Source organism: Rhizobium sp. P2_G2 (assembly GCF_056403555.1).
The window spans coordinates 1-26,123 of sequence record NZ_JBFUFF010000038.1; the positions used below are offsets into that span (position 1 = coordinate 1).

Sequence of the window (26,123 nt, forward strand, 5' to 3'; positions counted from 1 at the left end):
GTGACGTCGGCTCTATTCATGCCCAGGCGCTGGTGGAAATGTCGATCGGCGTCGCCATCGGCGCCATCACCTTCACCGGTTCGGTCATCGCCTTCCTCAAGCTTGATGGCCGCATGTCGGGCAAGCCGATCATGCTGCCGATGCGGCATGTGATCAATGCTGCGATTTTCGCCGCGATCATCATTCTCGTCGGCGTGCTGGTCGTCACCGAAAGCCATGTGGTGTTCTGGTTGATCGTGCTTCTGGCGCTTGCCTTCGGCGTGCTCTTGATCATCCCGATCGGCGGCGCCGACATGCCGGTCGTCGTCTCCATGCTCAACTCCTATTCCGGCTGGGCCGCCGCCGGCATCGGGTTTACGCTCGGCAATCTGGCGCTGATCATCACCGGCGCGCTGGTTGGTTCGTCGGGCGCGATCCTCAGCTACATCATGTGCAAGGGCATGAACCGCTCGTTCATCTCGGTCATCCTTGGCGGCTTCGGCGGCGAGACGGGTGGGCCGGCGCAGGATAATTCCGACAAGACGGTCAAGCTCGGTTCGGCCGAGGATGCCGGCTATCTGATGGCCAATGCATCCAAGGTGATCATCGTGCCGGGCTATGGCATGGCGGTGGCGCAGGCGCAGCATGCGCTCAGGGAAATGGCCGACACGCTSAAGAAGGCSGGSGTCGAGGTCAAATATGCCATCCATCCGGTGGCCGGCCGCATGCCGGGCCATATGAACGTGCTGCTYGCCGAAGCCAAYGTGCCCTATGACGATGTGTTCGAACTCGAAGACATCAATTCGGAATTCGCCCAGGCCGATGTCGCCTATGTCATCGGYGCCAACGACGTCACCAATCCGGCGGCGCGCGACGACAAGWCYTCGCCGATCTAYGGCATGCCGATCCTCGACGTCGACAAGGCCAAGACCTGCCTGTTCGTCAAGCGCTCGCTCGGTTCGGGCTATGCCGGCATCGACAACACGCTGTTCTACAAGGACGGCACCATGATGCTGCTCGGCGACGCCAAGAAGGTCACCGAGGAAATCGTCAAGGCGATGGCGCATTGAGTGTTTCGATCATAGTTTGGCTGGCGGGAATGTCCCGCCAGCCGAAGCATTCTCCGGAGATTGTCAGCCACGCGTTCCTTTGTATCGGCTTCGGGCTTTCCTGAACTCGTTCGAACGGAGGACCGTCCGGGCCAAGCCTGTCTTAACGCACGACAATGCGTTTTCAGCACGCCATCATCTACAACGTCATCTTCATAGATATGGGCCGGGTTGATCGCTACGGCGCTGCGTGGCTCCGGCAACGGCTGTCTGTGCGACCATGACCAAGCATCTGAGATCTGCACCGGCGACAGACATTTTACTTCGAAATAGCGAGCCGCTTGCAACACAGAAATACCGGGCCGCGACTGCGTTCGCGACCCGGCCTGGAATGGTATCCCCGGCTTACTCTTCGGGAGCGATGGCGACGACGATGCCGTCGAGGGCCTCGCTGAATTGTATCTGACAGGAGAGCCGGGAGTTGTCCTGCCGATAATCCGAGCCTTCCAGCAATTCGCTTTCATCCACCGACGGTGAGGCGAGGCTGGCGCTTTGCGAAAACCGCTCGACATAGACGTGACAGGTGGCGCAGGACAGACACCCGCCGCACATCGCGAGCAACTCGTCGAGCCCCGCATTCCTGATATTCTCCATCAGCGACATTCCCACGCGTCCGCCAAAACTGTGGAGTTCGCCGTCCCTGGTGCGCACCGATATCGTAGCCATGTTTTCTCCGCCTTCATTCCTGCCTCGACGCTCACTGCGTTTCGAGGGCGATTTCCTTGAGTTGTTTCGATGTGTCGGCAAGAATGTCGCGATCGATCCTCACCGCGCTTTCCACCAGTTTCCGGCCTTGCACGTAGTCACGTGGCGCGTTGACGCAGTCCAGCGCGAGAACCGCTCCGTTCCTGAGGTAGATGACGCTGAAGCTTCTGGTCGCGGGATCGCCTCTCGTGACGATAGTGTCGAAGCCATGATTGAGACCGACGGTCTGCATTTTCAGGTCGTATTGATTGGACCAGAACCAGGGCGTCGCTTCGTAAGGCCTGGCTTCACCGCAGATCGCTTTCGCCGCGGTCGTCGCCTGGTCCGTCGCGTTCTGCACCGATTCTATCCGGATGCCGCGGCCGTTGCACAGCCGGGCGCAATCGCCGACGCAATAGATGTCGTCGAGCGACGTGCGGCAATATTGATCCACGTCCACTCCGTTTCCACCCTCCGCTCCCGCAGCTATCAGCGGCGCGGCCGATGGAACGATGCCGATTCCGACCACGACCAGGTCGGCTGCGATCTTTTCGCCGGAGGAAAGAACGACGCCCGTCACGCGTCCGTCCGCTCCGTCAAGGGAAGCGACTCCGCTGTTGAGGCGGATGTCGACTCCGTGCGAGCGATGCTCGCCTTCGTAAAACCGCGACACGGGTTCGCCGGCCACACGGGCCAGCACACGGTCGAGTGCTTCGACCAGCGTCACCTGTTTGCCTTGCTCACGGAACACCGCGGCCGCCTCGAGGCCGACATAGCCGCCGCCGATAATGACGATCTTCTCAGCCTTCGGAAGGACTTCGACGAGAGCATCGCAGTCCGCCTTGCTGCGGATGGAGAAAATGCCCGCGAGATCGCTGCCGGGGCAGGAAAGCTTCCTCGGATCGCCGCCTGCGGCCCAGATCAGCTTGGCGTAGGAAAACCGTTCGCCGCGGTCGGTCAGGACGGCATGGGCGGTGGGATCGACGGAGGTCACGCGGCTGCCGAGGACCAGTTCCACCTGACGCGCCGTCCAGAAATCCTCGGGGCGCAGATGCATCCTGTCGAATGTCTTCTTACCCGCGAGATATTCCTTCGACAGCGACGGACGGTCGTAGGGCACGTCCGGTTCAGCGCCGATGAGCGCGATGCTTCCAGCGAAACCGGACTGTCTGAGCGCGGCCGCGGCCTGTGCGCCGCCGTGCCCGCCGCCGACAATGACGCAATCGAAAGAGCGGTTGAGGGTGTCCAGCTTCATCTCAGTGCCTTCTTTCGGCGCCGATCAGGACGAAGCACATCGTCGCGGACCTGCCGCTCTTGTTGCGCCAGGCGTGGCGGGTGCCGCACTGGACAACCACGTCGCCCCGCTTGAGCAAGGTCTCGGCGCCGTCGTCGAGCTCGAGCCAGATCTCGCCGTCGAGCACGATGTCGTAGTCGATAGTGTTGGTCGTGTGCATGCCGGGCGCATCAGGCTCGAAGGCCTGGATCAGGCCGGGGATGTGGATCGCCTGCTCCTCGAACGCGGCGGCGGGGTCGACTGTGGCGAACACCGAATCCGGTGGGAAGACCACGATCATCAGTCTCGTCTCGCCAGGCTGGGGCGTGATCAAGATCTGTGGCGGGGCCTGTTCCGCATGCTGCTGAGGAAGGACGGGTTTCGCCGCGGTGGCGTAGAGAACCGAGGTCAGATGACCCGGCACCGCGTCGTAGGCATGGGCGTTCGGTGTCGGGCCGTCGCTGACGAAGATCGACCTGCCGTCCCTGATACCCGTGACCACGCGCCGGGGAATGCGAATTTCTGTCGCCTCATTCATAGATCAGGCCTTTCGCTTTGAGCTGCGGACGCATGTTGTTGATGTCGAGGCTGAGCTTGCCCGACTCGTAGAGCGAGCGTTTCTCATCTTCCATCCGCTGGCGCTTTCGGGCCTTTTCCAGCACCGCGGCGGCCTCATCGCATTTGACGACGCAGACACCATCATCGTCTGCGACGATGACGTCGCCCGGCTCGATGTACGCTCCGGCGCAGACCATGGGGACCTGTACGTTGGCCAGCGTCTCCTTGACCGTCCCCTGTGCCGATATCGCTTTGGCCCAAACCGGAAACTTCATCGCGCGCAGGTCGGCGACGTCGCGGACACCGGCGTCGATCACGAGACCGAGAATTCCCCGCGCCTTGCATGAGGTCGCAAGCAGGTCGCCGAAATATCCGTCCGTGCATGGCGAAGTCGGCGCGACAACCAGGATGTCGCCGGGCTGCGCGACTTCGAGGGCGACGTGGATCATCCAGTTGTCGCCGGGAGGAACCTCGCAGGTGAGTGCCGTGCCTCCGATGCGCGCACCTTCGATCACGGGACGCAGATACGGGGCCAGCAAACCCTTGCGGCCCTGGGCCTCGTGGACAGTTGCGACGCCCAGCCTGCCGAGGGCCTCGCAGGTCTCGCGGTCCGCTCGCGGTGTTCTCGTCATTACCTTCATGTGAGATCTCCTAGCATGTCCTCGAGATGCCTCAACGTATTGTCAGGCGGCCGCAGCTTCGAGGAAGCTGCTGTCGAACACGTCCCCGGCCTTGGACCGATTGGCCTCGCCGAGCAGGTTGGCGCGGATCATCAGATCCACTGTCGTGTCCATGGCCTTGCGGGGGATCGACAGGTTGCCCGGCCACATGCCCATGTCCCGCATGTAGCGAAGGCCTTGGGAAGCGAGGTTCGGGTCGTCCGTCGTGGTGATCCGCTGGAAGATCGGAAGTGTCACGTCTTCCCGTCCGGCGTCGTTGGCAATCGCGTAGGCTTCGAGAAGCGCCTGGAGGAAACGAACAACCACGTCACCGTGGGCGTCCAGCCAGCTCTTGCGGCCGATGACAGCGGCGAAAACGATCTCGGGAATGATGTCATTGATCTCGCCAATCAGATTGAAGCCCTGCCGCTCAGCCAGAAAATTCCACGGTGCGGGCTGCGGTGCACAGTCGATCTCTCCAGCCTGCAGGGCTTCCCAGCGCTTGGTATGGATGCCCGCAAGCTCGAATTCGTAGTCTCCCGGATACTGCAAGCCTTCTTTGGACAGCAGCATCTGGGTGTAGATCGCTGTCCCCTCGGTGAGAGACGACGTCCCGATCTTCTTGCCTTTGAGCTCCCTGATTGACCTGATCGAAGGCCGAGCGACCAATGACATCGGCAGCCGGTTGGCGTTCGATGCGATGACCCTCAGCGCGCCGCCGTTGACGAAGTTCGAGACCGCGCCTTCCGGTGGTGTGATCGCCAGGTCGGCTTCGCCGTCGACGACGGCGCTGGTCGCCTTGTCGACAGTGCCCATCTTCTTGTATTCGATGGTCAGTCCGTGCCTGGTAAAAATACCGTGCTCTTCGGCCACGAAGACCGGAAGCCAGTTGAACCCTTGTGCCCCACCGGCGAGGCTGAGATGTTGGCTGAAAGCCATGTGATTTCTCCGTGATGATTGCGGGCTTCAAAGGCCGCGCTGGCGCAGTCTCTTGTCCAGGAGGGGATAGACCCGCCGCACATTTCCTTCGAAGACTGCGTGTCTCTGTTCGTCGTCGAGGGTGAGCCCGTCGATATATCTTTTGGTGTCGTCGAACGGATGTCCGGTCTCGGGATCGGTCGCCTTGACCGCGCCCAGCAGTTCGGAACCGAACAGGATGTTCTTGACGTCGACGACGCGGAAGAGCGTGTCGATGCCAGCCTGGTGGTAGACGCAGGTGTCGAAGAAGACATTGTTCATGAGATGCGTGCCGAGATCAGGCTTTTCGAGCATGATCGACAGGCCGCGGTAACGGCCCCAATGATAGGGCGCGGCCCCGCCGCCATGCGGTATGATCAGCTTGAGGTCCGGATGGCGCTGGAACAGGTCCCCCTGGATAAGCTGCATGAACACGGCGGTGTCGGCATTGATGTAATGCGCACCCGTCATGTGCAGGCAACGCTCGCAAGAGCTGGACACGTGGATCATCGCGGGGACCTGCAGCGCGACCATCGCCTTCCAAAGCGGGTCCCACCAGGGATCGTAGATCGGCGGAGCGCTCCAGCGTCCGCCTGACGGATCGGGATTGAGATTGCATCCGACGAAGCCGTTTTCGACGCAGCGCTCGAGTTCCTTGATGACATCATACAGATCACCGTCGACCGTCTGCGGAAGCTGGCAGACGGCGGCAAAGTTGTCGGGGAACATGTCGACGATCCGGCCGACATTGTCGTTCGACAGGCGCGACCACTCCTTGGCCACCGACAGTCCCGGCACGTGGTGTCCCATGCCGGATGCGCGCGGGCTCAAAAGCGTGACGTGTGAGCCGCGCTCGCGCTGAATCCTGATCTGGTTCGCTTCGATGATGTCATGAAGCTGCTTGTCTGGAATGCCCGCATAGACCGGCCGCGCGGAGGACTTGCCCTCCGCGTAAGCGACCTGGGCAGTCCGGAAGGCGTGGTGCTCCGGCGGTTCGGTGGTGAAATGGCCGTGGCAGTCGATGATCAGCGACATCAGGCGTTCCACTTTGCCGGGAGGTCGGAAATGCCGCGGAACCGCCAGCCTTTGCCCGTCATCTCCCGCGACGTATCGAGCCGGAGTTCGGGGAGCTGCCGGAAGACTTCCGCGAGCGCGATCTCGCCCATGGCCCTGGACAGGAAGTGGCCCGAACAGAAATGCGGACGGAAGCCGAACGAAAGGTGCTGCTTCTTCTTCCGGAACATGTCGAAGCGGTCGGCGTCCTCGAACCGCGTTTCGTCGCGATTGGCCGAACCCATGACGATCGCGACCGACGATCCCCGCGGGATCACGGTGCCGGCGATCTCGAAGTCCTGCATGGCGATCCGCGGCGTCACGCCAATCGGTGCAATCCAACGCAGGCCTTCGTCGAAGGCGCGCATGGCGTTTTCCTGAGGCTGCTCCGCCATCGCCCTGGCTTGGTCTTGACTGGAAAGAAGACCGGCGCAGGCATTCGCCGCCGCATGGCCCGGCTCCTGCAGGCCGCCGAGGATGATGACACGCATGGTCGGCGAGATTTCCTCCCAGCTGCGAACCTCGCCCTTCGGCATGCCGCCATACATGACATGGCTGAGAAGGGAATTATTGGGCCTGGTGAGGCAGGCCTGGTAGAGGTCGCCCATCTGCCTGTCGATATCGGCAAGCGCATCGTCCAGGCGCTTCCACACGGCCGGATCGTTGCCGACATTTTGCAGGCCGAGCGCCATCGCGTGGAACCATTCGACGAGCGTCTCGTTGGGGGTCTCGGTCAGGCCGATGACATCGCCGATGCAGCGCACCGAGATCGGCTCGAAAAGCTCGGCGGTGAGGTTGGCCGCTCCGTTCTTCCTGATCGAGTCGATGTAACGCTGCACGACCGGCCGCGTCAGACCCTCGACGAACGAGCGCACGCGTTCCTGCGTGAGGTTCTCGTCGATACCTTGGCGAAGGCATTGATGGTCCTCGCCAGACATGGTCAGCACGTTCGGCATGCCCATGACCCGGGCTTCGGGCCGGTCGGCCGATCCGGACGGCCCGAATATCTTGTCGTTGCCGCCGATCGTGCGGCAGTCGTCGAACCGGGTGATGAAATATTCCTTCGTTCCTTCGAAGAAGGCCACGGGCTCTTCGGCGCGCAGCCGCGCATAGACCGGGTAGGGGTCCCTGTAGAGGTTCTCGCCCGTCAGTTCGGTGTTGATGTCCGCCATCGATTTCCTCCCATCGCCCCGATTCGGGGGCCGTCGCTAAATTCTCCGCCATCGTCTCCAACCCGACGGTGGGCATCTTCCGGGCGTTCCGGCAAGGCAATCCGGATACGATTGACACTTGACATACCATAACGTCTTCAGATACTGAAAGGTATCCAAAGCGGGATCGGCTGTCAATAAGAGAAATCGATGGCCTGTCGGATGAGCCGCTCCGGGAGGGAGGAAATCAGTGAACGAAAGCAGCATCGCCGAGACGCGCCCCGTGCTGGACGCGCGGGACGTCTCTGTGCAGTTCGGCGGCATCAAGGCCCTGACGGACGTGTCGGTTTGCGTGGGGTCGGCTGAGATCTGCGGGCTGATCGGCCCGAACGGCGCGGGCAAATCCACCTTTCTCAATGCGGTGACCAGGCTCGTGAGCTACGGCACCGGCAATATCAGGCTCGACGGCAGGCCGATCGAGGGTGCGAGACCGCGCGACATGATCGGCATGGGCGTCGCCCGGACATTCCAGAACCTCGGCATCTACGCTTCGATGACGGTCCTCGACAACGTCATGCTCGGCGCGCACCATCGCCTGGGCGGCAAGTTTGCGCAGGCGATCTTCGCGCCGCTGCGCGCAAGGGCGAGTGAATGCTCCGCGCGCGAAAAGGCGCTTGCCGTCCTGGAAGAGGTCGGCATGGCGAACCTCGCGTCTCGCGCGGCGGGATCGCTTCCCTATCCCTTGCAGAAGCGGATGGAAATCGCCCGGGCGCTCGCGGCCGAGCCGAAAATACTTCTGCTCGACGAGCCAGCCGGCGGGCTGACGCATGGCGAGGTCCACGAATTCGGGGCGCTGGTCGACAGGATCAGGCGCAGCCGCAACCTCTCCATTCTTCTCATCGAGCATCACATGGGTCTGGTGATGAGCCTTTGCGACCGGATCGTGGTCTTCCACCTGGGCCGCAACCTGGCCGAGGGCACCCCGTCCGAAATCAAATCGAACGACGCGGTGATCTCCGCCTATCTCGGGAGGGCGGCATGACAGTTCTGGACATCAAGAACCTGTCTGTATTCTACGGCAAGACGCAGGCGCTGTTCGACTGCTCGTTCTCAGTGGGCGATGGCGAGTTCGTGGGCCTGCTCGGCTCCAATGGCTCGGGAAAGACGACGCTGCTGCGCGCCGTTTCCGGTCTGCTTCCCTTCAAAGGCTCGGTTTCCTACGCCGGAAAAGCGCTTGATAGGATCGCCGCGCAAAAACGTCTCGCTATGGGTATTGCGCATATACCGCAGGGCCGCGGCACTTTCACCGAGTTCACGGTGGACGAAAATCTGTCGCTCGGTGCGACGATCGTGTCCAGCCGCGCGCAGGTGAGGGAAGACAAGGAGCGCTGGTACGCGACCTTTCCCCGCTTGCGCGAACGGCGCGACCAGCTGGCGGGAAACCTGAGCGGCGGTGAACAGCAAATGCTCGCGGTGGCGCGTGCGCTGATGTCCAGGCCCAAGCTTTTGATGTGCGACGAGCCGTCGCTTGGACTGGCGCCCGCGATCACCCAGGAAATCCTGGCGATCTTCAAGGCGCTGAACAAAGACCACGGCATGACGCTGCTGGTGGTCGAACAGAATGTCGACATCACCCTTCAATATGCCGACCGGGCCTTCGTCATCGAGGCGGGCCAGATCGTCGCGAGTGGGGCTGCGAGCGAACTGCTCGATAACGAAGACATCAAGAAATCCTATCTGGGAGTTGCCGGATGAGCCTCTTCTTCCAGCTCGTCGTCAGCGGATTGACGACGGGTGCAATCTACGCCGCGCTGGCGTTGGCGCTGGTCCTGATCTTCAGGGCGACGAATGTCGTGAACTTCGGCCAGGGCGAGATGGCCACGTTTTCGGCCTATACCGCCTGGCAGTTGATGCATTGGGGCGTGCCGCTCTGGCTCGCCATCCTCGCAAGCCTCGCAATGGCGTTCATCATCGGCGTCGCGACTTTCCGCATCGTTATCCGGCCGATGATGAATGCTCCCGTGGAAGCGGTCGTCGTCATCACGCTCGGCATCCTTGTTCTGTTCCAGGCCGCTTGCATGTGGATCTGGGGGGCGGAACAGCTGTCATTTCCGAGCCTCTTTCCCGATGGCGGCTTCAATGTCGGTGACGTCCGCGTTCTCGCCTCCTCGGTCGGGACGCTCGCCATCCTGCTGGTCATCGCTTTGGCGATGGGTTTCGTCTTCCGCTTCACCAGGCTCGGCTTGTCGATGCGCGCGGCCGCCTTCGACCATGCCCGCAGCGTCCTTGTCGGTGTCGACGTCGAACGCATGCTGATGCTGGGCTGGGGCTTTGCCGCCGTGATCGGGGCCTTGGCCGCGATCCTGATCGCGCCGCGCCTATTCCTCAGCCCGACGATGATGACGCCGATCCTGTTCTATGGCCTTGCCGCCGCCACGCTCGGAGGCTGGGACAGCCCGCTCGGCGCGATCGTCGGCGGCCTCGCCGTCGGTGTCGCCGAAAGCCTGGGCGCAAGCTACCTCACATTCATCGGCGCCGACATGCGCATCGCGGTTCCCATCGCGCTGACGCTGCTCATCCTGCTGGTGAAGCCCGTCGGCCTGTTCGGTTCCTACAAGGTGACGAAACTATGAATGACGGATTCCGTGCCGTTGCGGCAAAGTTCGGCTTCTTCGCGATCGTGGCGATCCTGATCCCGGTCTTCGCCCCGGGTTACGCGCTCCAACAGGTGGCGGTCGCAATCGCCTATGCCATCGCCATCCTGGGCTTGAATCTGCTCATGGGTTTTGCTGGGCAGATTTGCCTGGCGCAGGGCACGCTGTTCGGCATCGGCGCCTATGTCACGGCGATCCTCAACGCCACCTATGGCATCCCGCCGCTCGCGACGCTGCCCGTCTCGGCTGCGGTGGCGGCCGTCATCGGCCTGGTCATTGGGCTTCCGGCGCTCAGGCTGCAAGGGCTGCAACTCGCCATCGTCACCTTCGGCATCGCGGCCGCGTTCCCGCAATTGCTGCTCAAGATGGGCAGCCTGACCGGCGGCGTCTCGGGGCTTCCGATCGACGCTCCCGAAACGCCCGATATCATGACGGACACTCCGGAACTTTGGCTCTACCTCATAGCTCTGGCCTGCGCGGGTATCGGCGCCCTTCTCGTGTCGCTGATGCTGTTCGGTGACGTCGGCCGCGCGCTCAGGGCACAGCGCGACAATCCGCAGATCGCCCAGGCGCTCGGCGTGAACCTGACGCGGACGCGGCTATGGGCGTTTGCCGCAAGCTCGGCGCTGGCAGGATTGGGCGGCGGCGTGTTCGCCATTATCAGCGGCTTCGTCAGCCCGGAATCCTTCCTGGCGATCCTGTCCATCAACATCGTGATCGGCAGCATTGTCGGCGGTGTCACCAGCGTCGTCGGGGCGTTTGTCGGCGGACTGTTCATGGTCTTCGTTCCGAGCTGGGCATCTGACATCAACCTCAGTCTCGGTAACCTGATTTACGGCCTGGCGCTGATCCTCGTCATGATGGTCGCGCGCAACGGGGTCACTGGTTTCATCGAAAAATGGCTTTCGGTGATTTTTCGGAGGACGGCCGGCTGAGATGCCTGCCGTCGAAATGGGAGGAATTGAAATGAGACTGATCTCCATGCTGAAGGGATGCACGATGCAGTTGGCTATGGCCGCGCTGCTCGCCGCCTCCCAAGCCGGCGCCGCGGAAAAATCGCCAGGTATCACCGACGACACGGTCAAGATCGGTGTTACCGGTCCGCTGACGGGTCCCGTCGCCATCGTCGGCGGCGTTGCGGAAGGCATCCGCGCCCGCATCGAGCAGGCGAATGCCGAGGGCGGCGTCAAGATGGGCGACGGCAAGACCCGCAAGATCGAACTCGTCATCGAGGACGACAGCCTCGATCCGCAGCGCACGCTGGCGAATGTCCGCAAGATGGTCGAGAAGGACAAGGTGTTCGCTCTCGTCGGCACTGCCGCTACCCCGAACAATCTCGCGATCGGACGCTACATCACCCAGAAGAAAGTTCCGAACCTCTTCATGTATTCCGGTGTGATCTCCTTGAACGCCCCAAAGTGGGAGGTCGGCTTCGTGCCGTCCTTCTCGACCGAGGCTGACTCGTTCGCCGAATACCTCAAGACGCACAAGCCTGACGCGAAGGTCGCCTTCCTTTACCTGAACACCGAGACGGGCGAGACCTTCATGAAGGCCTTCGACCGCGCGATCGACGGCTCCACCATCAAGGTGATCGAACGCCAGCCAGTGACGTCCCAGGACCCCACGGTCGAGACTCAACTCAATACCCTGAAGGCGTCGGGCGCTGACACCCTGGTCATCATCGCGGCACCTCGCCAGGGCGGTGAGGCCATCCGGTTTCAAGCCGAAAGCGGCTGGAAGCCCTTGACCCTGGTCACTAACCTGTCGTCGGCCTATCCGGTCCTCCAGTCCGTCGGCCTCGACAATGCCAAGGACATCATCACATCCGGCTTCCTCAAGCCCATCATCAGCGATCAGAAATCCGGCGACCAAGGTGTCGACCGTTATCTCGAGGCAATCAAGGCGGCCAAGGTGAACTTCGTTTTCGCCAACACGATCGGCCAGACCGGTTATGCCATCGGCGACGCCCTCATCCAGTCGCTTGAGAAGCTCAAGCAGCCGACCCGCGAGGAGTTGATGAAGGTCGTCCACAACATGGATGGCTGGAAGAACCCTCTGCTGCTCGACGGTATTGCGATGACGACGAAGGAAGGCTCCGACATCTACCCGATAGAGGCGCTTCAGCTCTACCAGTTCGACGGCCAGAAATATGTCCCGCTCGGCGGCGTCCTGGATTTCGAGGGCGACACCAAGGAATAATCCGCAGGAATGACAAAACGCGGACGCCGGTTCTGGCGTCCGCGTTGTCGCGGGAACCTAAAGGTTCAGAGCAAGTGCATGCAGCAGTCGAAGGTTTGACCGCTGCATGCGGTTCGCTGTCATTGCGGACAACGGAAGAGATGCCTCACTTCTTGATGGCTTCAACGTCGATATCGAGCTTGATGTCCGGTCCAAGACCATAGTCAGCGAGTTTCTTCAACCCGAAAAGATCGACCGCATTGAACGAGCCGACGGCCGAGAAGCCGGTCTTGATCGTGTTCTTGTCCCAGGGCAGCGGCGCTTCCGCATTCCAGGTGACATCAAGTGCCACAGGCTTCGTTATCCCCGCCAATGTCAGGTCTCCCGTGACCTTGCCGCTCCGCTCGCCAGTCTTTTCGACCGAGGTGCTTTTGAAGGTGATCGTCGGAAATTCGTCGACGTTGAGGAAATCGGGGCTCTTCAGGTCGGAGTCGCGCTGAGCGAAATTGGTGGCAATCGACGTAGCGTCGATGTCGAGCGACATCGACGATTTGGTCACGTCGGTCTTGTCGAATTCGATTTCGCCAGAGACTTTCTGGAAAAGCCCATGGGCATTGGACCAGCCGGCATGGTTCACCTTGAAACCGATCCAGGCGTGCTGTGGGTCGATCTCATATTTATCGGCGGCGAATGCGGCCGACGACAGCAGCGACAAGACTGCCGCGGTAAATAGGACTTTATTCATAGCTCTCCTCCGTTATTGAGCGTTTTGTTGAACGATGAAGGCGGTTGCCGCCCAGGCGACAGCTGCGAGCGCCGGAATTCCAACGGCGATGGATGCGACCAGATGCGAAGCGATACCCGGTCTGAGAAACACCTTGAGGCGAGAAAGACGAAGCAGCGGCGGAATGGCCAGGCAAAGCGACGAAAGCAAAATGGCGATGCCGGATGCGTGCGGTGTGTAGAGCGCCGTAAATCCGGCAAAAGTCGCGAAGAGCCAGTTCACCGTGAAGAAAACGCCTGGCGGAAGCGCTTCTCCGGATTTACGTGGAAACAGGCTCGCGCCTATGGCGAGAAGCACAGTGCTTCCGAGCACCGCCGCTGCGGCGCCGTTGACCTGTGCCATTCCAACGAAGGCTCCAAAGGCTGCGACAAGCGCCAATCCGACGAGTGCCGATGTGCCGGCAGCGATCTGCGCGACCTGTATCGGCCGCGGAAGGGCGGCATGATCGCGCGTCAGCATGGTTGAAATCAGGGTAACGGCCAGAGCGGCGGCGGCAATCGAGAACTCCACTGGTTTCCGCGCTACGATATGCGTACCGATCAACAACAGCGGCACAATCAAGAGCKCGGCAAACACCACCATGATGCCCTTTGTTCCCAACTTCCGAAGCGCGATTGGCCAAAATCCGAATACGATCGCACCCGCGGCGAGGATGAAAGGCAGCTTCTGCTTGGAGGACACCGGCGGCCAACCGGGCCAGCCTTCCAATGTCAGGTAGGCGATGACGACCGCCAGCAACAGGCATGCGGCCAACAGGCCGGTTTCAGCCCCGGCGCGGAAGGTTCCGACGAAATAGGCCAGCCCGCCCAGCACCATGGGGCCGATGAGCGTAGACAGAACTATCTGAGCCAGCACGGGAATTTCCTTTAAGTCGAAGGACACGGGCCAAACAAGTAAACATGTTAACTATTACGGTTAGCGGGCATGGCTGGCCCGCACAAATGACTTTGCGGACACGGGACTTCACGATGATGTGAGCGGATTGTGATGCGGGAGACGGAAATTGCGCGAGTTTCTCGATGTAGGCCGTCAAAAACACGGAGTCATCCCCGTGAGCTCGGTGGTGAATCGAAGTTCATCTGGACCTGGAAATGGCCCTCTCCAGCATGCGCGGAGCCGGCCCGATTGACTCTCGCAGCCAAAAAAGAGATGCTTCATATGTTAACTAGCGTATCGCTGGTATGAACCAGGCATATTCAACCTGACTGTTGGGAGGCAGCGGTGGAACTACTCAGCAGCGCCAATCTCGTCCCGCAACAATGGCTGCCGGTCTCCTACGAGCAATGGTCGGATGATCTGCACGCGATCTGCGGTCGCTTCAACCCGCGGCTCACGGAACGTGGCAGGCCGGTCCGCGGCGCGGCACGTGGCATCGACGTCTGCGGCATGCAGTTCGCCCATGTTTCCAATGATCTCGACCTCGTGCACCGCAATTGGGACGATATAAGACGCGACACCGCCGAACATCTCTTCCTCATCGTCCAGCTTCAGGGCTTTTGTGGCGTCGATCATCTCGGCCAGCAGACCATGCTGGATGTCGGCGACTGCATATTGGTGGATTCGACCAAGCCGACCACATTCCATTTTGGCGGTCATTTTTCCAATCACCTGTCGATGCATTTGCCGCGCCAGATCATGTATTCGGAACAGCGCAGCAAGTTCGATATCGCCCGCAAGCTCGAAGGCTTCGATCCGATGGCGATCATGCTGCGCGCACTGATCGCCAAGATCCTGTCGACGCCGGAATCCGATGCGAGTTCGGCCAATCTCCGTGCGCTGATGTTCGATGCGACGCGCCAGGCTTTCGTCTCGGAATCCCCGACGCTGCCCAACCTGCAATCTCTGCATGACAGCGCGGCAAGACGCCTGCAGATGGTCGATATCCTGATCGACCGCCATCTGACCGACAGCAATCTTTCGGCCAAATGGCTGGCAACCCGTATCGGCGTGTCGATCCGCACCTTGCAGCAGGATTTCCAGGGTGTGGGCATCACCTGCACCACCGTCATCCGTGACAAGCGGCTGCGCTATGCGCGTGAAAAGATCGAGCAGATCAAGGATGTCAGGGGCGGCAAAACGATTGCCGAAGTCGCCTATTCCTCGGGCTTCAACGACATTTCCTATTTCAACCGCAGCTTCCGCGAATTGTTCGACTGTGCACCGACCGACGTCTTGAAATCCGGCGACTGAGCATGTCTCCCGAAAGTGGCTTCCGGTTTCGGGGCAAAGACATGCTCAAACAAAAAGCCTAAAGCGAAGCACATCGGACAATCGCGCAGTTTTCGCGTTTTTCTCCAATTCGGCGCGCGCCCCAGCCCAAGACGGATGAAACCGCTTGGCGCATGATCCTCCCAGAAAGTTGGTTTGGTCCCAGGGATCATTCCAGGGAGGAGCATCATTATGGATTACACGCTGCTCATCGGCGGTGAAAAAATCGCAGCGGCCACCTATCAGGATATCTGCAATCCATCGACCGGAGCCGTTGTCGGCCGCATGCCGATGGCGGCACCGGCCGATCTCGACCGCGCCGTCGATGCCGCGGCATCGGCATTCGGCGATTGGAGCATGAGGTCGGACGAAGAGCGGGCGCAGGCCTGCCGGGACGTTGCGGAAGCGATCGCCGCCTATAGCGAAGACCTCGCAACGCTCCTGACGCTCGAACAGGGCAAGCCGATGAACGGTCTCGGTTCGCGCTTTGAGATCGGCGCCGCACTTGCATGGACGCGCTACACGGCGGAGCTTAGCCTGCCGGTCGAAATCCTCCAGGACGACAATGAGGGCAGGGTGGAGCTGCACCGCAAGCCGGTTGGCGTGGTCGGCTCGATCACCCCCTGGAACTGGCCTGTCATGATTGCCTGCTGGCATATCATTCCGGCGATCCGCGCCGGCAACACCGTCGTCATCAAACCATCGCCGCTGACGCCGCTGTCGACCATTCGTCTCGTCGAAGTGATGAACACCGTGCTTCCGGCCGGTGTCGTCAACGTCGTCACCGGCGCCAACAGCATCGGTGCAGCACTCTCGGCCCATCCCGGCGTCGCCAAGATGACCTTCACCGGCTCGACCGAGACCGGCAAGAAGATCATGGCCTCCGCCGTCGAGACGCTGAAGCGGCTGACCTTGGAACTCGGCGGCAATGATGCCGGCATCGTTCTCCCCGATGTCGATCCCAAGCGGATCGCCGAGGGCCTGTTCTGGGGCGCGTTCATCAACAACGGCCAGACCTGTGCGGCGCTGAAGCGGCTCTATGTGCATGACAGCGTTTATGAAGACGTCTGCGCCGCACTGACCGACTATGCCAGCGGCATCGTTATCGGCGATGGCATGGACGAGAAAAGCGTGCTCGGCCCGATCCAGAACGAGATGCAGTTCAACAAGGTCCGCGATCTCGTCGAAGACGCCAAGGCGCAAGGCGGCCGGGTGCTGACCGGCGGCGCGCCGATCGGCGGCTCGGGTTATTTCTATCCGATCACGCTGGTGGCCGATGTCACCGACGGCGTGCGCCTCGTGGATGAGGAACAGTTCGGTCCGGCACTGCCGATCATCCGCTACAGCGATATCGACGAGGTGATCGTACGCGCCAACCGCAACCCGGCCGGCCTCGGCGGCTCGGTCTGGTCCTCCGATCCGGAGAAGGCAAAGCACTACGCGCTGAAGCTCGAATGCGGTTCGGTCTGGATCAACAAACATGGCACCATCCAGCCCAACGCTCCCTTCGGCGGCGTCAAGCAATCCGGCATCGGCATCGAATTCGGCATTGAAGGCCTCAAGGAATTCACCACGGTCCAGACGGTGCTGAGCTGATGGAAAGCTACGACTATATCATTGTCGGCGGCGGATCATCGGGCTGTGTGCTCGCCAACCGGCTATCGGAAAATCCGGCGCACAAGGTGTTGCTGATCGAATCCGGCCGCCGCGACAGCGATCCCTTCATCCACATCCCCGCAACCTTCTTCAAGGTGCTGGGCAAGGGCATCGACATCCACGGCTATGCCTCGGAGCCCGAAAAGGGGCTGAACGGCCGGCCGCAGATCGTGCCGCAGGGCAATGTCATCGGCGGCGGCAGCTCGGTCAACGCCATGATCTATATCCGTGGCCACCGCAACGACTATGACACATGGTCGCAAATGGGCTGCCAGGGCTGGAGCTATGAGGATGTCCTGCCGGCCTTCCGGTCGCTGGAGAACAATGCCGAGCTCAACGGTCACTATCACGGCCGGTCCGGCACGCTGCATGTCTCCAATCCCCGCCACCGGCATCCGTTGAACGAAGCCTTCGTCCAGGCCGGTGTCGAGGCGGGGCTGACGGCCAATCCCGATTTCAACGGCGAGGACCAGGAAGGGGTCGGATTCTACCAGTCGACCACCCACAATGGTCGTCGCTGGAGCTCGGCCCAGGCCTTTTTGCGTGATGCCGAGAAGCGCCCGAACCTTCGGATCATGACCGAGACCAAGGTGGCGCGCGTCCTGTTCCAGGACAAGCGCGCCAGCGGCGTGGAGCTGTTCGACGGCACCCAGATCGGTGCCACCAGGGAAATCGTGCTGACCGCCGGCGCGATCGCGACGCCGAAGATCCTGCAGCTTTCCGGCATCGGCGATGCCGGTCTGCTCGGCTCGCTCGGCATCCCGGTCGTGGCGGACCTGCCGGGGGTCGGCGCGAATTTCCAGGATCACCTGGAAGTCCCGGTTCAGGGCGAGACGAGAGATCCGATCTCTATGCTCGGCGAAGACCGAGGCCTGAAGGCGGCACTGCACATGGCGCGCTACCTCCTGACCCATCGCGGCCTGCTGAGCTCGAACGTCGTCGAAAGCGGCGGCTTCGTCGATACAGCCGGGACGGGCCAACCGGATATTCAGTTCCATGTGCTTCCGGTTCTGGTGGGCTTTGTCGATCGCGAGCCGGAAGCGGGCCATGGTCTCAGCATCGGCCCCTGTTTCCTCAGGCCCCGTTCGCGCGGTTCGATCCGCCTCAAATCGGCCGATCCGAAGGAAGCCGCGCTCTTCAATGCCAATGCGCTTTCCGATCCCGCCGATGTCGACACGCTTATGCGCGGCGTCGATGTGGCGATCCGCATCCTCGAAGCGCCAGCACTGGCCAAACTGATCAAGCGCCGCGTCCTCCCAAGACCGGGTGTCGAAAAGGACCCCGAGGCGCTCCGCGACTATATCCGCGCGACCGCCAAGACCGTGTTCCATCCGGCAGGCACGGCCAGGATGGGTCGGGTCGATGACCGCACCGCCGTCGTCGGCGCCGACCTCAGGGTTCATGGCGTCGAGGGGCTGAGAGTCAGCGACGCGTCGATCATGCCGACCCTGGTTTCGGGCAACACCAATGCACCTGTGATGATGATCGCGGCCCGTGCCGCATCGTTCATGACAGGCAAGACGATCACGGCCTGACGGCTTTGAGACGCGGCGCGAGGGAGATCGCCGCACGCTGCTGCACCCTGTCGGGCGCGGGGCGGACAACATGGAGGAGAACAATGAAACACATTGCTTACATTCTGGGCGCCACAACTGCGCTCGTCATCATGGCGGGATCCAGCGCTTTCGCGGCGACGACCTGCGGCCTCAATAACGGCAAGAAAGCCGAGGGCGAACCGATCGTGATCGGCGCCGTGGTCGGCCGCACCGGTCCCGACGATTTCTCGTCCTCTGCGCGTTCCGCCGCCGCCTATTTCAAATGCGTCAACGACAATGGCGGCATCAATGGCCGGCCGATCAAATATCTGGTCGAGGACGATCAGTGGAACCCGGAAGTGGCCGGCCAGGTGGCCACCAAGCTCGTCAAGGACGAAAAAGTGGTGGCGCTGGTGGCGAGCGGCTCCTTCGTCGAGATGGGCGTCAACGCCAAGCTCTACGAAGAGGAGGGCGTGATGTCGATGACGGCAGCCTGCGCCGTGGCCGAGTGCTTCGAATCCAAGAATATCGTTTCGACCAATGAAGGGCCGCTGCCGTCGACGGTGGGGGCGGCGCAATGGGCCGTCGCCAATCTCGGCACCAAGAATGTCGTGTGCATCGGCGTGACCATTCCCTCGGTCGGCCCCTATTCGTGCGGCTGGATGGAAAAATACATGAAGGCCAAGGGTCTCAAGGGATCGAGCGTGCTGCTCGACCCGGGTACGGCCGACATGAATGCCGCCTATCTCGAAGCCGTGGGGTCCGATCCCGACACGATCCTCGTCAATCTTCCGGCCGGCATGGCCGCCGCCTTCCTCAAGGTCGTGACCGAGTCCGGTGCGCAGGCAAACTATAAGTGGATCTCGTCTACACCGCTTTATGACCAGGACGTGCCGGGCCTGCTCGGCGATGCCTGGGCCGGTCTCATCTATGTCAATGCCGAACTGAACCCCATCGACGGCACCGGCCCGGATGCTACCAACTGGCGTGCGGTGATGGACAAATATGCCGATGCGAGCGACCAGCGCGACACGTTCAGCCAGGCGGGCTACCTTGCGGCACGCTTCTTCGTCGATGCGATGTTGAAGCTCGATCCGGCCAAGATCGACCGCAAGACAGTCACGGCAGCCATCCGCGCCATCAAGAACGAGAAGTCCGACCTGATGTGCGGCCCCTACTATGTCGGAGACGGCGACCGCCATATGCCCAATCATGCCAATATCATGATGCAGCTCGTCAAAGGCGGCTTCAAGCAGGTCAGCAAATGCGCTGATGTCGACAGCACTTATCTCGATCCGATCCGCGCCCAGGAAAAGGCGCTCGGCATCGCTCAGAACTGACGGACGATCCTCATGGGTGTCTATGGCCTCATACTGGCATCCGGCCTTGCCGTGGGCGCGCTCTACGCCCTCGGCGGGGTCGGCCTGGTGCTTCTCAACCGCGCCACGGGCGTATTGAATTTCGCCTATGGCGCGATCGGGGCGCTTGGCGCCATGAGCGCCTGGCAGATGCTGCAATGGGGCTATCCGGAAGCCGTGGCGTGGCTTGTCTGCCTCGCCATCGGCGTGTTTCTGTCGACAGGCTATGGCGTGCTGATCGCGCCCGGCCTCAGCCATCGCGAACCGATCGTCAAGGCCGTCGCGACGCTCGGCTTCGGCATTGCCATTCTCGGCGCGATGAACCTGCTCTGGCTCGTCAATCCGCGGCGGCTGGCGCTGGCGCTCGATGGCGTCAGCGTCAATCTGGTCGGTCTGAGGATGACCGGTACGCGCATTCTGGCGCTGGCGGCCGGCATTGCCATCACCGTCGGCACCAGCATTTTCCTCGTCAGGACACGGCTTGGCCTGATGATGCGGACGCTGGCCGACGACCGGCAGCTTGCCGCCATTCTCGGCACGCCGATCCGCAAGGTGGAAACCATTGCCTGGGGCTTTTCCGGCCTGCTTGCCGGGATAACCGGCATGCTGTTCGGCGATCTCGTGCGGCTCGATCCGGCCGTGCTGACCTTCATCGTCATCCCGATTGTCGCCACCACCGTGGTCGGCCGGCTGGTTTCGATCAAGGTCACCTTCTTCGCCGGTTTTGCCATCGGCATCATCGAGAGCTTTCTCACACTCTATAAACCCTTGGCGCCTTTCCGCGTCGCATCGCCCTTTATCGTGGCGATCCTGGCGCTGATGTGGCTGCAGCGCGGCCGCCGGCTCACTTTTTCAGGGCAAGACTGATGGCCATCGTAAACCAGATATCCGTGACGGCCATCGGCCCACGTCCCCGATTGCGGCCGGCAGCGCTTTGGCCGCTGCTCGCGCTCGTCGTTGCTGCGGCTGTCGTGCCGGTGCTTCTTGCAGCGCTTTGGCTGAAAGTGCTGACCTCGGTGGTCATCTATGCGCTGACGGCCGCCAGCATTGCGCTGCTCTATCGCAAGCTCGGCCAGGTGTCGCTGGCGCAGGTGGCGTTCATGGGCTGCGGGGGCTGGGTGACACTGCGCCTTTCCTATGGCATCGGGCTTCCGTTCGAGATCAACATACTTGCGGGCGGCGTCTTCGCAGCTGTGGTGGGCATGATCTTCGCCTATCCGGCGCTGCGGATGCGCGGGCTTTATCTTGCCTTGGTCACGCTCATGGCGTCCGGTGGCTTCGGCATCCTGATCAATGTCATCCAATTTCCGAACGGCGGCGAGGGTTTTCTCGGGTTTGCCGTCAAGGCGATCTCCTATATGCCGCGGCCCTGGATAGCCCAAACCGATGAGGCCTATTTCCGCTATTGCATCGGCGTCGTCTTCCTCGGCTTCGTGCTGATCCACCTGCACGAGCGCGGCAAGCCGGGGCGCGCCTGGCTCCTGATCCGCAAGAGCGAGGCCGCTGCCATGGCCGTCGGCATCAATGTCACAGCCTACAAGATCTGGGGCTTTGCGCTATCAGGGTTTCTCGCCGGCGTCGCGGGCGGACTTCTGGCCGGTAATCTCCAGCTCCTCGATGCGCGATCCTTCCCGCCGGCGGAATCGGTAATGATCTTCGCGCTGACCATTGTCGGCGGCGCCTGGCATTGGTATGGCGCGGTGATCGCTGCCATGCTCTATCGTTTCGTGCCGGCGCTGCTCAACGACCTCGGTGTCAATGGCGATGCTGCCTTCATCATTTTCGGCGGAGCGCTGATCCACGCACTGACGACCGCGCCGCGCGGCATTGCCGGCCAGTTGACCGATCTCGTCGGCCGTATCACAGGCAAGGAGAAGCGGCCATGATCGCCATCCGTGACATCACTGTGGCCTTTGGCGGCGTCACCGCGCTCAATGCGCTGACCGTCGACCTTGCCGACCCCGTCGTCGGCATTATCGGCCCGAACGGCGCCGGCAAGACCACCTTTCTCAATGTGCTTTCCGGCTTCGTCACCCCGAAATCCGGAACGATCAACGCGTTCGGCACCGAGCTCCTGTCGCTCCGTCCGCATCAGCGCAGCCGCTGGGGCCTGCGCCGCTCCTTCCAGAAGGAGCAGGTGGTGGATGAACTGAGCGTCGAGGAGAATATCAGCGTTGTGCTCGACAATCTGCCGCTCTCCTCGGCGCAATATCAACATGTCCTGGCGGCGGCTCTCGACTTTGCCGGCCTGACATCGGTCCGGCGCGAGCGAGCCGCTGGCCTCAATGCCTTTCAGCGCCGCATGACTGAGATCGCCCGCTGCGCCGCCGGCCAGCCGAAACTGCTGCTGCTCGACGAGCCCGGCGCTGGCCTGTCGCAGAACGAGGTCGAGGTGCTCCGGCGGACAATCTCCGACATCCACGCTTTCAACGGGGCGACGACGCTGTTGATCGACCATGATGTCGATCTGATCCAGGCCGTCTGTTCGTCGACCATGGTGCTCGATTTCGGCTCTCTGGTCACGGCGGGGCCGACGCGCGACGTGCTGAGCGATTCCCGCGTGCGGGCCGTCTATCTCGGTGTGGAGGAACTGGTATGAGCCGCGTCGTCATCCGCGATCTCGTCATCCGCCGCGGCAACAAGCGGGTTGTCGACGGCCTGTCGCTGACGCTCGAAACCGGCATGATCACCGCGCTGCTTGGCCCGAACGGGGCGGGCAAGAGCTCGCTCGTGCTGGCGCTCGCCGGCGTGCTGCCGATCGAGAGCGGCGTGGTGGAGATCGACGGCCGGACGATGGCCGGGCAATCGCCCGAGACGATCCGCGCCGCGGGCCTTGCCGCCGTGCCGGAAGGTCATCGCGTGCTTTCCGGCCTCAGCGTCCATGACAACCTGCTGGCGGCAGGCTTCGGCCATAATGCTGCGACGGCAAACGCCGCCGTCGGCGATGTCTATGGCATTTTCCCCGAGCTTGCCGAACGCAACGGCCAGAAGGCTGGGTCGATGTCCGGCGGCCAGCAGCAGATGCTGGCGCTCGGCCAGGCGCTGGTGGCACGGCCGAAATTCATCCTTGCTGACGAAATGTCGCTCGGACTGTCGCCGTTGATCGTCAAGCGGCTGATGGGCGTGGCGGTGAAGCTGGCGGAGCAGGGGACGGGCGTGCTGCTGATCGAGCAGTTCACCCATATCGCGCTGAAACTCGCCGGTGCCGCCAATGTCATGTCCCATGGCAAGCTGACCTTTTCCGGGATGCCCGGCCGCCTGATCGACGAACCGGAAATCCTGCACCGCGCCTATCTGGCGCAGTAGGAGGCGGGGATGGGCGCCTTGGTGGAGACAGCTATTGGGGAAGCGTTTCCCATGCTCGCTCAACAGCTCTTCGGCAATGTCCGCCTGCATTTCGACGAAGCGCCGGTCGACCGACGACGCCTCAGATCCGTGATCCTTGGCGAGTGCCGCATATCGGAGCTCGAAGCGGGTTCTCACATTGTCTTTGGCGACAAGGTTGCTCGCGCCAGTCATGATCCCGATGCGCTGAAGATCCTGATCCAGGGCAAAGGCGCCTCGTCGATCGAGCAGGGCGGCCGGCTGGTGTCTTTCGGTTCCGGGCTGCCGGTGATTTACGATCCGACACGACCCTACAGACTGGCCAACCACAGCGATGTGCAATTGGTGATGCTGCAGGTGCCGCGGCGGGCATTCGCCGCCGAAACCTTGTCCTCTCTCGCAGTGCCAAAGCAGCCGTCACGCGAGATGTGGGGCTTTTGCCAGATATTGTCGGCAACGCTGCATTCGAGCCTGGCCGAGGCCGATAATCTCGATCCTGTCAGCCGAACCGGCCTGGGGCGCACGCTCATCGATATGGTGCGTCCCCTGATAGAGAGTGGTGCGGACCATGATCCCGATCGTCCAGGCGTGCTCGATGTCCTGCTTCAGCGAGCACAGACATTCATCCTCGATCATCTCGACGAAGCCGGATTATCGGTCGAGCGGATTGCGGCGCGCATGGGCTGCACACCGCGCTATATCTTCAAGGCATTCGAGCGGGAAGGCCTGACGCCGGCACAGTTCATCTGGGAAACACGTCTGGTCAAGGCCCGGAGCGCGCTGGAATTGCCCGGGGAAAGGACGATTTCCGATATCGCCTTTGCCGCAGGATTTTCATCGAGTGCGCATTTTTCGCGCGCTTTTCGTGACCGCTTCGGGACAACGCCGCGTGACTATCGCCACGCGGCGCTGAGGCGGCTCACGTCATAGTTTCGGCGACCCGCAGCGTGTCGGTGAATTGCTCGAAACGGCGGATCTTGCCCTCCGATCCGCCCCAAACATGCACGACACGGACATTCATCGCCTTGCCGGTGGCCTTGTGGGTGGCGGTGTAATTGCCGATCCCCACGGCTTCGTCACCGGCATCCAGCAGTCGCTCAAGCGTGAACGTATAATTGTCGAACTGCGCGGGGAGCGCCTTGAAGACATTTTCGACGACTGCTTGCGGCCCGATATAGGTGCCGGCGCAGGGAAAGCCATCCATTTCGGTCCAGCGGCAATCCGGTGCGATATCGGCAATCATGCCGGCGAGATCGCGGCGGTCATTGGCGGCATAGTGATCACGGACGAGTTCATAGGTGCTGCGCATAGTGCTCCTCACACCGGCTCCTGGCCGGGCAGATAATAAGTCATCGATGCCTTGCGGATGAAGGCGCCGGCAGGGCTGTTCTGGATCGAGCCGTCGCCGGCAATGCCGAGGAATTTGCCGGTCGAGCGCATATCCTTGAAATTGTAGAAGAAGGTCGAGGCGACCGGGATCTTGAATTCGCGGAAGGTGAAGACGTATTGGTCTTCGTCGAATTTATAGGTGGTGGCGAGATCGACATCACCATGGCCGCGCTGCACGCCGACAAGGTTCTGCCAGGCATAGCGCTGCGACGACAGATAGGTGTGCTCATAAACATGGTTGGGGCTGTAGGTGAAATGTGCCCTCAGTCCGATCAGGTCACGGGTCTCGGCCGGCTGAAAGCCGCTTGCCACACCCGCCGTGCCGGAGCGAAAAATCTGCGCCACCTGCGGCTCGCCGATGGATTGTTCCTTGTCGCGAACGATGGAATAGATCGACAGCGCCCGCTTTGTCCGCGTGTTGAGGATCAGCGTTTCGCATTCCTTCGGGCGGCTCGCGAAGACGAACTCGATGAAATAGGTGTCCGGCGCGACCTCGATCACTTCGCAGCCGTCTTCGCCATGCCCGGCATCGTCGGACCATTCCGCGCGGCCGGAGGAGATCGCCAAAGCGAGCCGGCGGCCATCGTCGAAGGTCACAGCGTGCGATGTTCCATCCAGCGCCTGTGTCGGCGGTAGCCGGTTGGTGTCGATGCCATAGGCGAACTGGTCATAGGTCTTCCAGTCCTTGGGATTCTGCTGGCTCATCGTTTCCTCCCTCAATCGACCATTGCCAGCGTCGGCAGGTCGACGGTGCTGGCGCCGCCATCGACGGTCAGGATCGCGCCGTTGATCATCCGTGCCTCGGGCGAGGCCAGGAAGCAGACGGCGGCGGCGACGTCTTCGGGCGACGCCGGCTTGCCGAGCGGTACATCCTTCGTGACCAGGCGATAGGCCTCCTCGGTCGAGGCGAGGCCGTGCTTCTTCATCACATAGTCCATCTCCTCGTCGGCCATGGGCGTGGTCACCCAGCCGGGGCAGACGGTATTGGTGCGCACGCCCTTGCGGCCATAGTCGCGGGCAAGCGACTTGGCGAGGCCGATACAGGCATGTTTCATCGTTACGTAGCCGGCCGCATCCGGACCGGCAAACAGGCCGGCGATCGAGGCGAGCACGACGATATTGCCCTTCCGTTCGATCAGCTGCGGCAGGGTTTCGCGAGCGCTGACGAAGGCGGTGTTGAGGTTGAGCCGGGTGGCCAGCGCCCAGGTTTCGTCGCTCATTTCCGTGGTCGGCCCCATGCCGTGGCCGCCGGCATTGGCAATCAGGATATCGATGCCGCCGAGTTTCTCGACGATCGTTGCCACGGCGGCCTTCATCGATGGCGTATCGGCCGCATCCGCCTGGACGACGCTGGCGCCGATCTCTTCCGCCACCGCCTGCAGCGGTTCACGCCGGCGCCCGACCAGAGCCACCTTGCCGCCTTCGCCGGCGATGCGCCGTGCCACGGCTGCGCCTATGCCCGTGCCGCCGCCGGTAATGACGGCTGTCTTGCCCGAAAATCTCATCAATTCCTCCCTGATTGCCGGTCAGTCTAATGCCGCCGCCGCCGTTTGGCTTTTCCGAGCGTGAACGGCTTTTGACTGAGCGTGAAAAATCCGTGCGGCGGGAGGGGAG

Annotated in this window: 27 protein-coding genes; 15 read left to right on the plus strand and 12 right to left on the minus strand. The window is 62.0% G+C overall.

The annotated features are described in order from the left end of the window. Positions 1–1,049 (plus strand): NAD(P)(+) transhydrogenase (Re/Si-specific) subunit beta (locus AC1D06_RS23495; RefSeq protein ID WP_477988213.1); only part of this gene is annotated, 1,049 nt, incomplete at its 5' end. 384 nt (positions 1,050–1,433) lie between these two features. Here the strand turns inward: AC1D06_RS23495 and AC1D06_RS23500 are convergent. From AC1D06_RS23500 to AC1D06_RS23530, 7 genes are read right to left on the minus strand one after another with little or no spacing between them, the layout of a single operon-like run. Next, positions 1,434–1,754 (minus strand): 2Fe-2S iron-sulfur cluster-binding protein, encoded by a 321-nt coding sequence (locus AC1D06_RS23500; RefSeq protein ID WP_477988215.1) that lies wholly within the window; start codon positions 1,752–1,754, stop codon positions 1,434–1,436. Positions 1,755–1,785: 31 nt separating this feature from the next. After that, on the minus strand, positions 1,786–3,027 hold the full coding sequence (locus AC1D06_RS23505; protein ID WP_477988216.1) for an NAD(P)/FAD-dependent oxidoreductase: 1,242 nt from the start codon (positions 3,025–3,027) through the stop codon (positions 1,786–1,788). 1 nt (position 3,028) lies between these two features. Then, positions 3,029–3,583 (minus strand): cupin domain-containing protein, encoded by a 555-nt coding sequence (locus tag AC1D06_RS23510; protein WP_477988218.1) that lies wholly within the window; start codon positions 3,581–3,583, stop codon positions 3,029–3,031. Then, the gene (locus AC1D06_RS23515; RefSeq protein WP_477876246.1) at positions 3,576–4,244 is read right to left on the minus strand and encodes a 4-carboxy-4-hydroxy-2-oxoadipate aldolase/oxaloacetate decarboxylase; all 669 of its coding nucleotides are present in this window, start codon (positions 4,242–4,244) and stop codon (positions 3,576–3,578) included. The genes AC1D06_RS23510 and AC1D06_RS23515 overlap by 8 nt, the downstream gene beginning before the upstream one ends. A gap of 42 nt (positions 4,245–4,286) precedes the next feature. Further along, a complete protein-coding gene (locus tag AC1D06_RS23520; protein WP_477988219.1) occupies positions 4,287–5,201 on the minus strand; it encodes an ABC transporter substrate-binding protein in 915 nt (304 codons plus the stop codon). Positions 5,202–5,228: 27 nt separating this feature from the next. Continuing rightward, on the minus strand, positions 5,229–6,254 hold the full coding sequence (locus tag AC1D06_RS23525; RefSeq protein ID WP_477988221.1) for an amidohydrolase family protein: 1,026 nt from the start codon (positions 6,252–6,254) through the stop codon (positions 5,229–5,231). Next, entirely contained in the window at positions 6,254–7,444 is a 1,191-nt protein-coding gene (locus AC1D06_RS23530) for a cytochrome P450 (protein ID WP_477876249.1), read from the minus strand. Before AC1D06_RS23530 ends, AC1D06_RS23525 begins: the two co-directional genes overlap by 1 nt. A 229-nt stretch (positions 7,445–7,673) precedes the next feature. Between AC1D06_RS23530 and AC1D06_RS23535 the strand changes: the two genes are divergently transcribed. The 5 genes from AC1D06_RS23535 to AC1D06_RS23555 are packed head-to-tail and all read left to right on the plus strand — an operon-like array spanning position 7,674 to position 12,276. Then, positions 7,674–8,465 (plus strand): ABC transporter ATP-binding protein, encoded by a 792-nt coding sequence (locus AC1D06_RS23535; RefSeq protein ID WP_477988222.1) that lies wholly within the window; start codon positions 7,674–7,676, stop codon positions 8,463–8,465. Next, positions 8,462–9,178 carry an ABC transporter ATP-binding protein gene (locus tag AC1D06_RS23540; RefSeq protein ID WP_477988224.1) on the plus strand — a complete coding sequence of 239 codons (717 nt, stop codon included), beginning with the start codon at positions 8,462–8,464 and terminating at the stop codon, positions 9,176–9,178. Before AC1D06_RS23535 ends, AC1D06_RS23540 begins: the two co-directional genes overlap by 4 nt. Continuing rightward, on the plus strand, positions 9,175–10,056 hold the full coding sequence (locus tag AC1D06_RS23545; RefSeq protein WP_477988225.1) for a branched-chain amino acid ABC transporter permease: 882 nt from the start codon (positions 9,175–9,177) through the stop codon (positions 10,054–10,056). The genes AC1D06_RS23540 and AC1D06_RS23545 overlap by 4 nt, the downstream gene beginning before the upstream one ends. Beyond that, positions 10,053–11,012: a branched-chain amino acid ABC transporter permease gene (locus AC1D06_RS23550; RefSeq protein WP_477988226.1), complete on the plus strand. Its 960-nt coding sequence runs from the start codon at positions 10,053–10,055 to the stop codon at positions 11,010–11,012. Before AC1D06_RS23545 ends, AC1D06_RS23550 begins: the two co-directional genes overlap by 4 nt. A 31-nt stretch (positions 11,013–11,043) precedes the next feature. Beyond that, positions 11,044–12,276, plus strand: coding sequence for an ABC transporter substrate-binding protein (locus tag AC1D06_RS23555; protein WP_477988227.1), 1,233 nt, complete (start codon positions 11,044–11,046; stop codon positions 12,274–12,276). 145 nt (positions 12,277–12,421) lie between these two features. Here the strand turns inward: AC1D06_RS23555 and AC1D06_RS23560 are convergent, their stop codons facing one another. Next, positions 12,422–13,000: a YceI family protein gene (locus tag AC1D06_RS23560; protein ID WP_477988228.1), complete on the minus strand. Its 579-nt coding sequence runs from the start codon at positions 12,998–13,000 to the stop codon at positions 12,422–12,424. Between the two features lie 12 nt (positions 13,001–13,012). Beyond that, complete coding sequence (locus AC1D06_RS23565; RefSeq protein WP_477988229.1) at positions 13,013–13,894, minus strand: hypothetical protein; 882 nt, start codon at positions 13,892–13,894, stop codon at positions 13,013–13,015. Positions 13,895–14,260: 366 nt separating this feature from the next. Between AC1D06_RS23565 and AC1D06_RS23570 the strand changes: the two genes are divergently transcribed. From AC1D06_RS23570 to AC1D06_RS23610, 9 genes are all read left to right on the plus strand, one after another. Next, the gene (locus AC1D06_RS23570) at positions 14,261–15,229 is read left to right on the plus strand and encodes a helix-turn-helix domain-containing protein (RefSeq protein ID WP_477988230.1); all 969 of its coding nucleotides are present in this window, start codon (positions 14,261–14,263) and stop codon (positions 15,227–15,229) included. A 207-nt stretch (positions 15,230–15,436) separates the two neighbouring features. After that, the gene (locus AC1D06_RS23575) at positions 15,437–16,843 is read left to right on the plus strand and encodes an aldehyde dehydrogenase family protein (RefSeq protein WP_477988276.1); all 1,407 of its coding nucleotides are present in this window, start codon (positions 15,437–15,439) and stop codon (positions 16,841–16,843) included. Beyond that, positions 16,843–18,438, plus strand: coding sequence for a GMC family oxidoreductase (locus tag AC1D06_RS23580; protein ID WP_477988231.1), 1,596 nt, complete (start codon positions 16,843–16,845; stop codon positions 18,436–18,438). Before AC1D06_RS23575 ends, AC1D06_RS23580 begins: the two co-directional genes overlap by 1 nt. An 83-nt stretch (positions 18,439–18,521) precedes the next feature. Continuing rightward, positions 18,522–19,778 (plus strand): ABC transporter substrate-binding protein, encoded by a 1,257-nt coding sequence (locus AC1D06_RS23585; RefSeq protein ID WP_477988232.1) that lies wholly within the window; start codon positions 18,522–18,524, stop codon positions 19,776–19,778. A gap of 12 nt (positions 19,779–19,790) precedes the next feature. Next, positions 19,791–20,663 (plus strand): branched-chain amino acid ABC transporter permease, encoded by an 873-nt coding sequence (locus AC1D06_RS23590; RefSeq protein ID WP_477988234.1) that lies wholly within the window; start codon positions 19,791–19,793, stop codon positions 20,661–20,663. Next, positions 20,663–21,682 (plus strand): branched-chain amino acid ABC transporter permease, encoded by a 1,020-nt coding sequence (locus AC1D06_RS23595; RefSeq protein ID WP_477876261.1) that lies wholly within the window; start codon positions 20,663–20,665, stop codon positions 21,680–21,682. The genes AC1D06_RS23590 and AC1D06_RS23595 overlap by 1 nt, the downstream gene beginning before the upstream one ends. Further along, positions 21,679–22,395 carry an ABC transporter ATP-binding protein gene (locus AC1D06_RS23600; protein WP_477988235.1) on the plus strand — a complete coding sequence of 239 codons (717 nt, stop codon included), beginning with the start codon at positions 21,679–21,681 and terminating at the stop codon, positions 22,393–22,395. Before AC1D06_RS23595 ends, AC1D06_RS23600 begins: the two co-directional genes overlap by 4 nt. Next, positions 22,392–23,102 carry an ABC transporter ATP-binding protein gene (locus AC1D06_RS23605; RefSeq protein WP_477988236.1) on the plus strand — a complete coding sequence of 237 codons (711 nt, stop codon included), beginning with the start codon at positions 22,392–22,394 and terminating at the stop codon, positions 23,100–23,102. Before AC1D06_RS23600 ends, AC1D06_RS23605 begins: the two co-directional genes overlap by 4 nt. A gap of 9 nt (positions 23,103–23,111) precedes the next feature. Beyond that, complete coding sequence (locus tag AC1D06_RS23610; protein WP_477988237.1) at positions 23,112–24,050, plus strand: helix-turn-helix domain-containing protein; 939 nt, start codon at positions 23,112–23,114, stop codon at positions 24,048–24,050. Here the strand turns inward: AC1D06_RS23610 and AC1D06_RS23615 are convergent. From AC1D06_RS23615 to AC1D06_RS23625, 3 genes are read right to left on the minus strand one after another with little or no spacing between them, the layout of a single operon-like run. Next, on the minus strand, positions 24,040–24,429 hold the full coding sequence (locus AC1D06_RS23615; protein ID WP_477988238.1) for a nuclear transport factor 2 family protein: 390 nt from the start codon (positions 24,427–24,429) through the stop codon (positions 24,040–24,042). The genes AC1D06_RS23610 and AC1D06_RS23615 overlap by 11 nt on opposite strands. An 8-nt stretch (positions 24,430–24,437) precedes the next feature. Further along, positions 24,438–25,214 (minus strand): MoaF C-terminal domain-containing protein, encoded by a 777-nt coding sequence (locus AC1D06_RS23620; protein ID WP_477988239.1) that lies wholly within the window; start codon positions 25,212–25,214, stop codon positions 24,438–24,440. Positions 25,215–25,225: 11 nt separating this feature from the next. After that, complete coding sequence (locus AC1D06_RS23625; protein ID WP_477988240.1) at positions 25,226–26,014, minus strand: SDR family NAD(P)-dependent oxidoreductase; 789 nt, start codon at positions 26,012–26,014, stop codon at positions 25,226–25,228. Between the last annotated feature and the right edge of the window lie 109 nt (positions 26,015–26,123).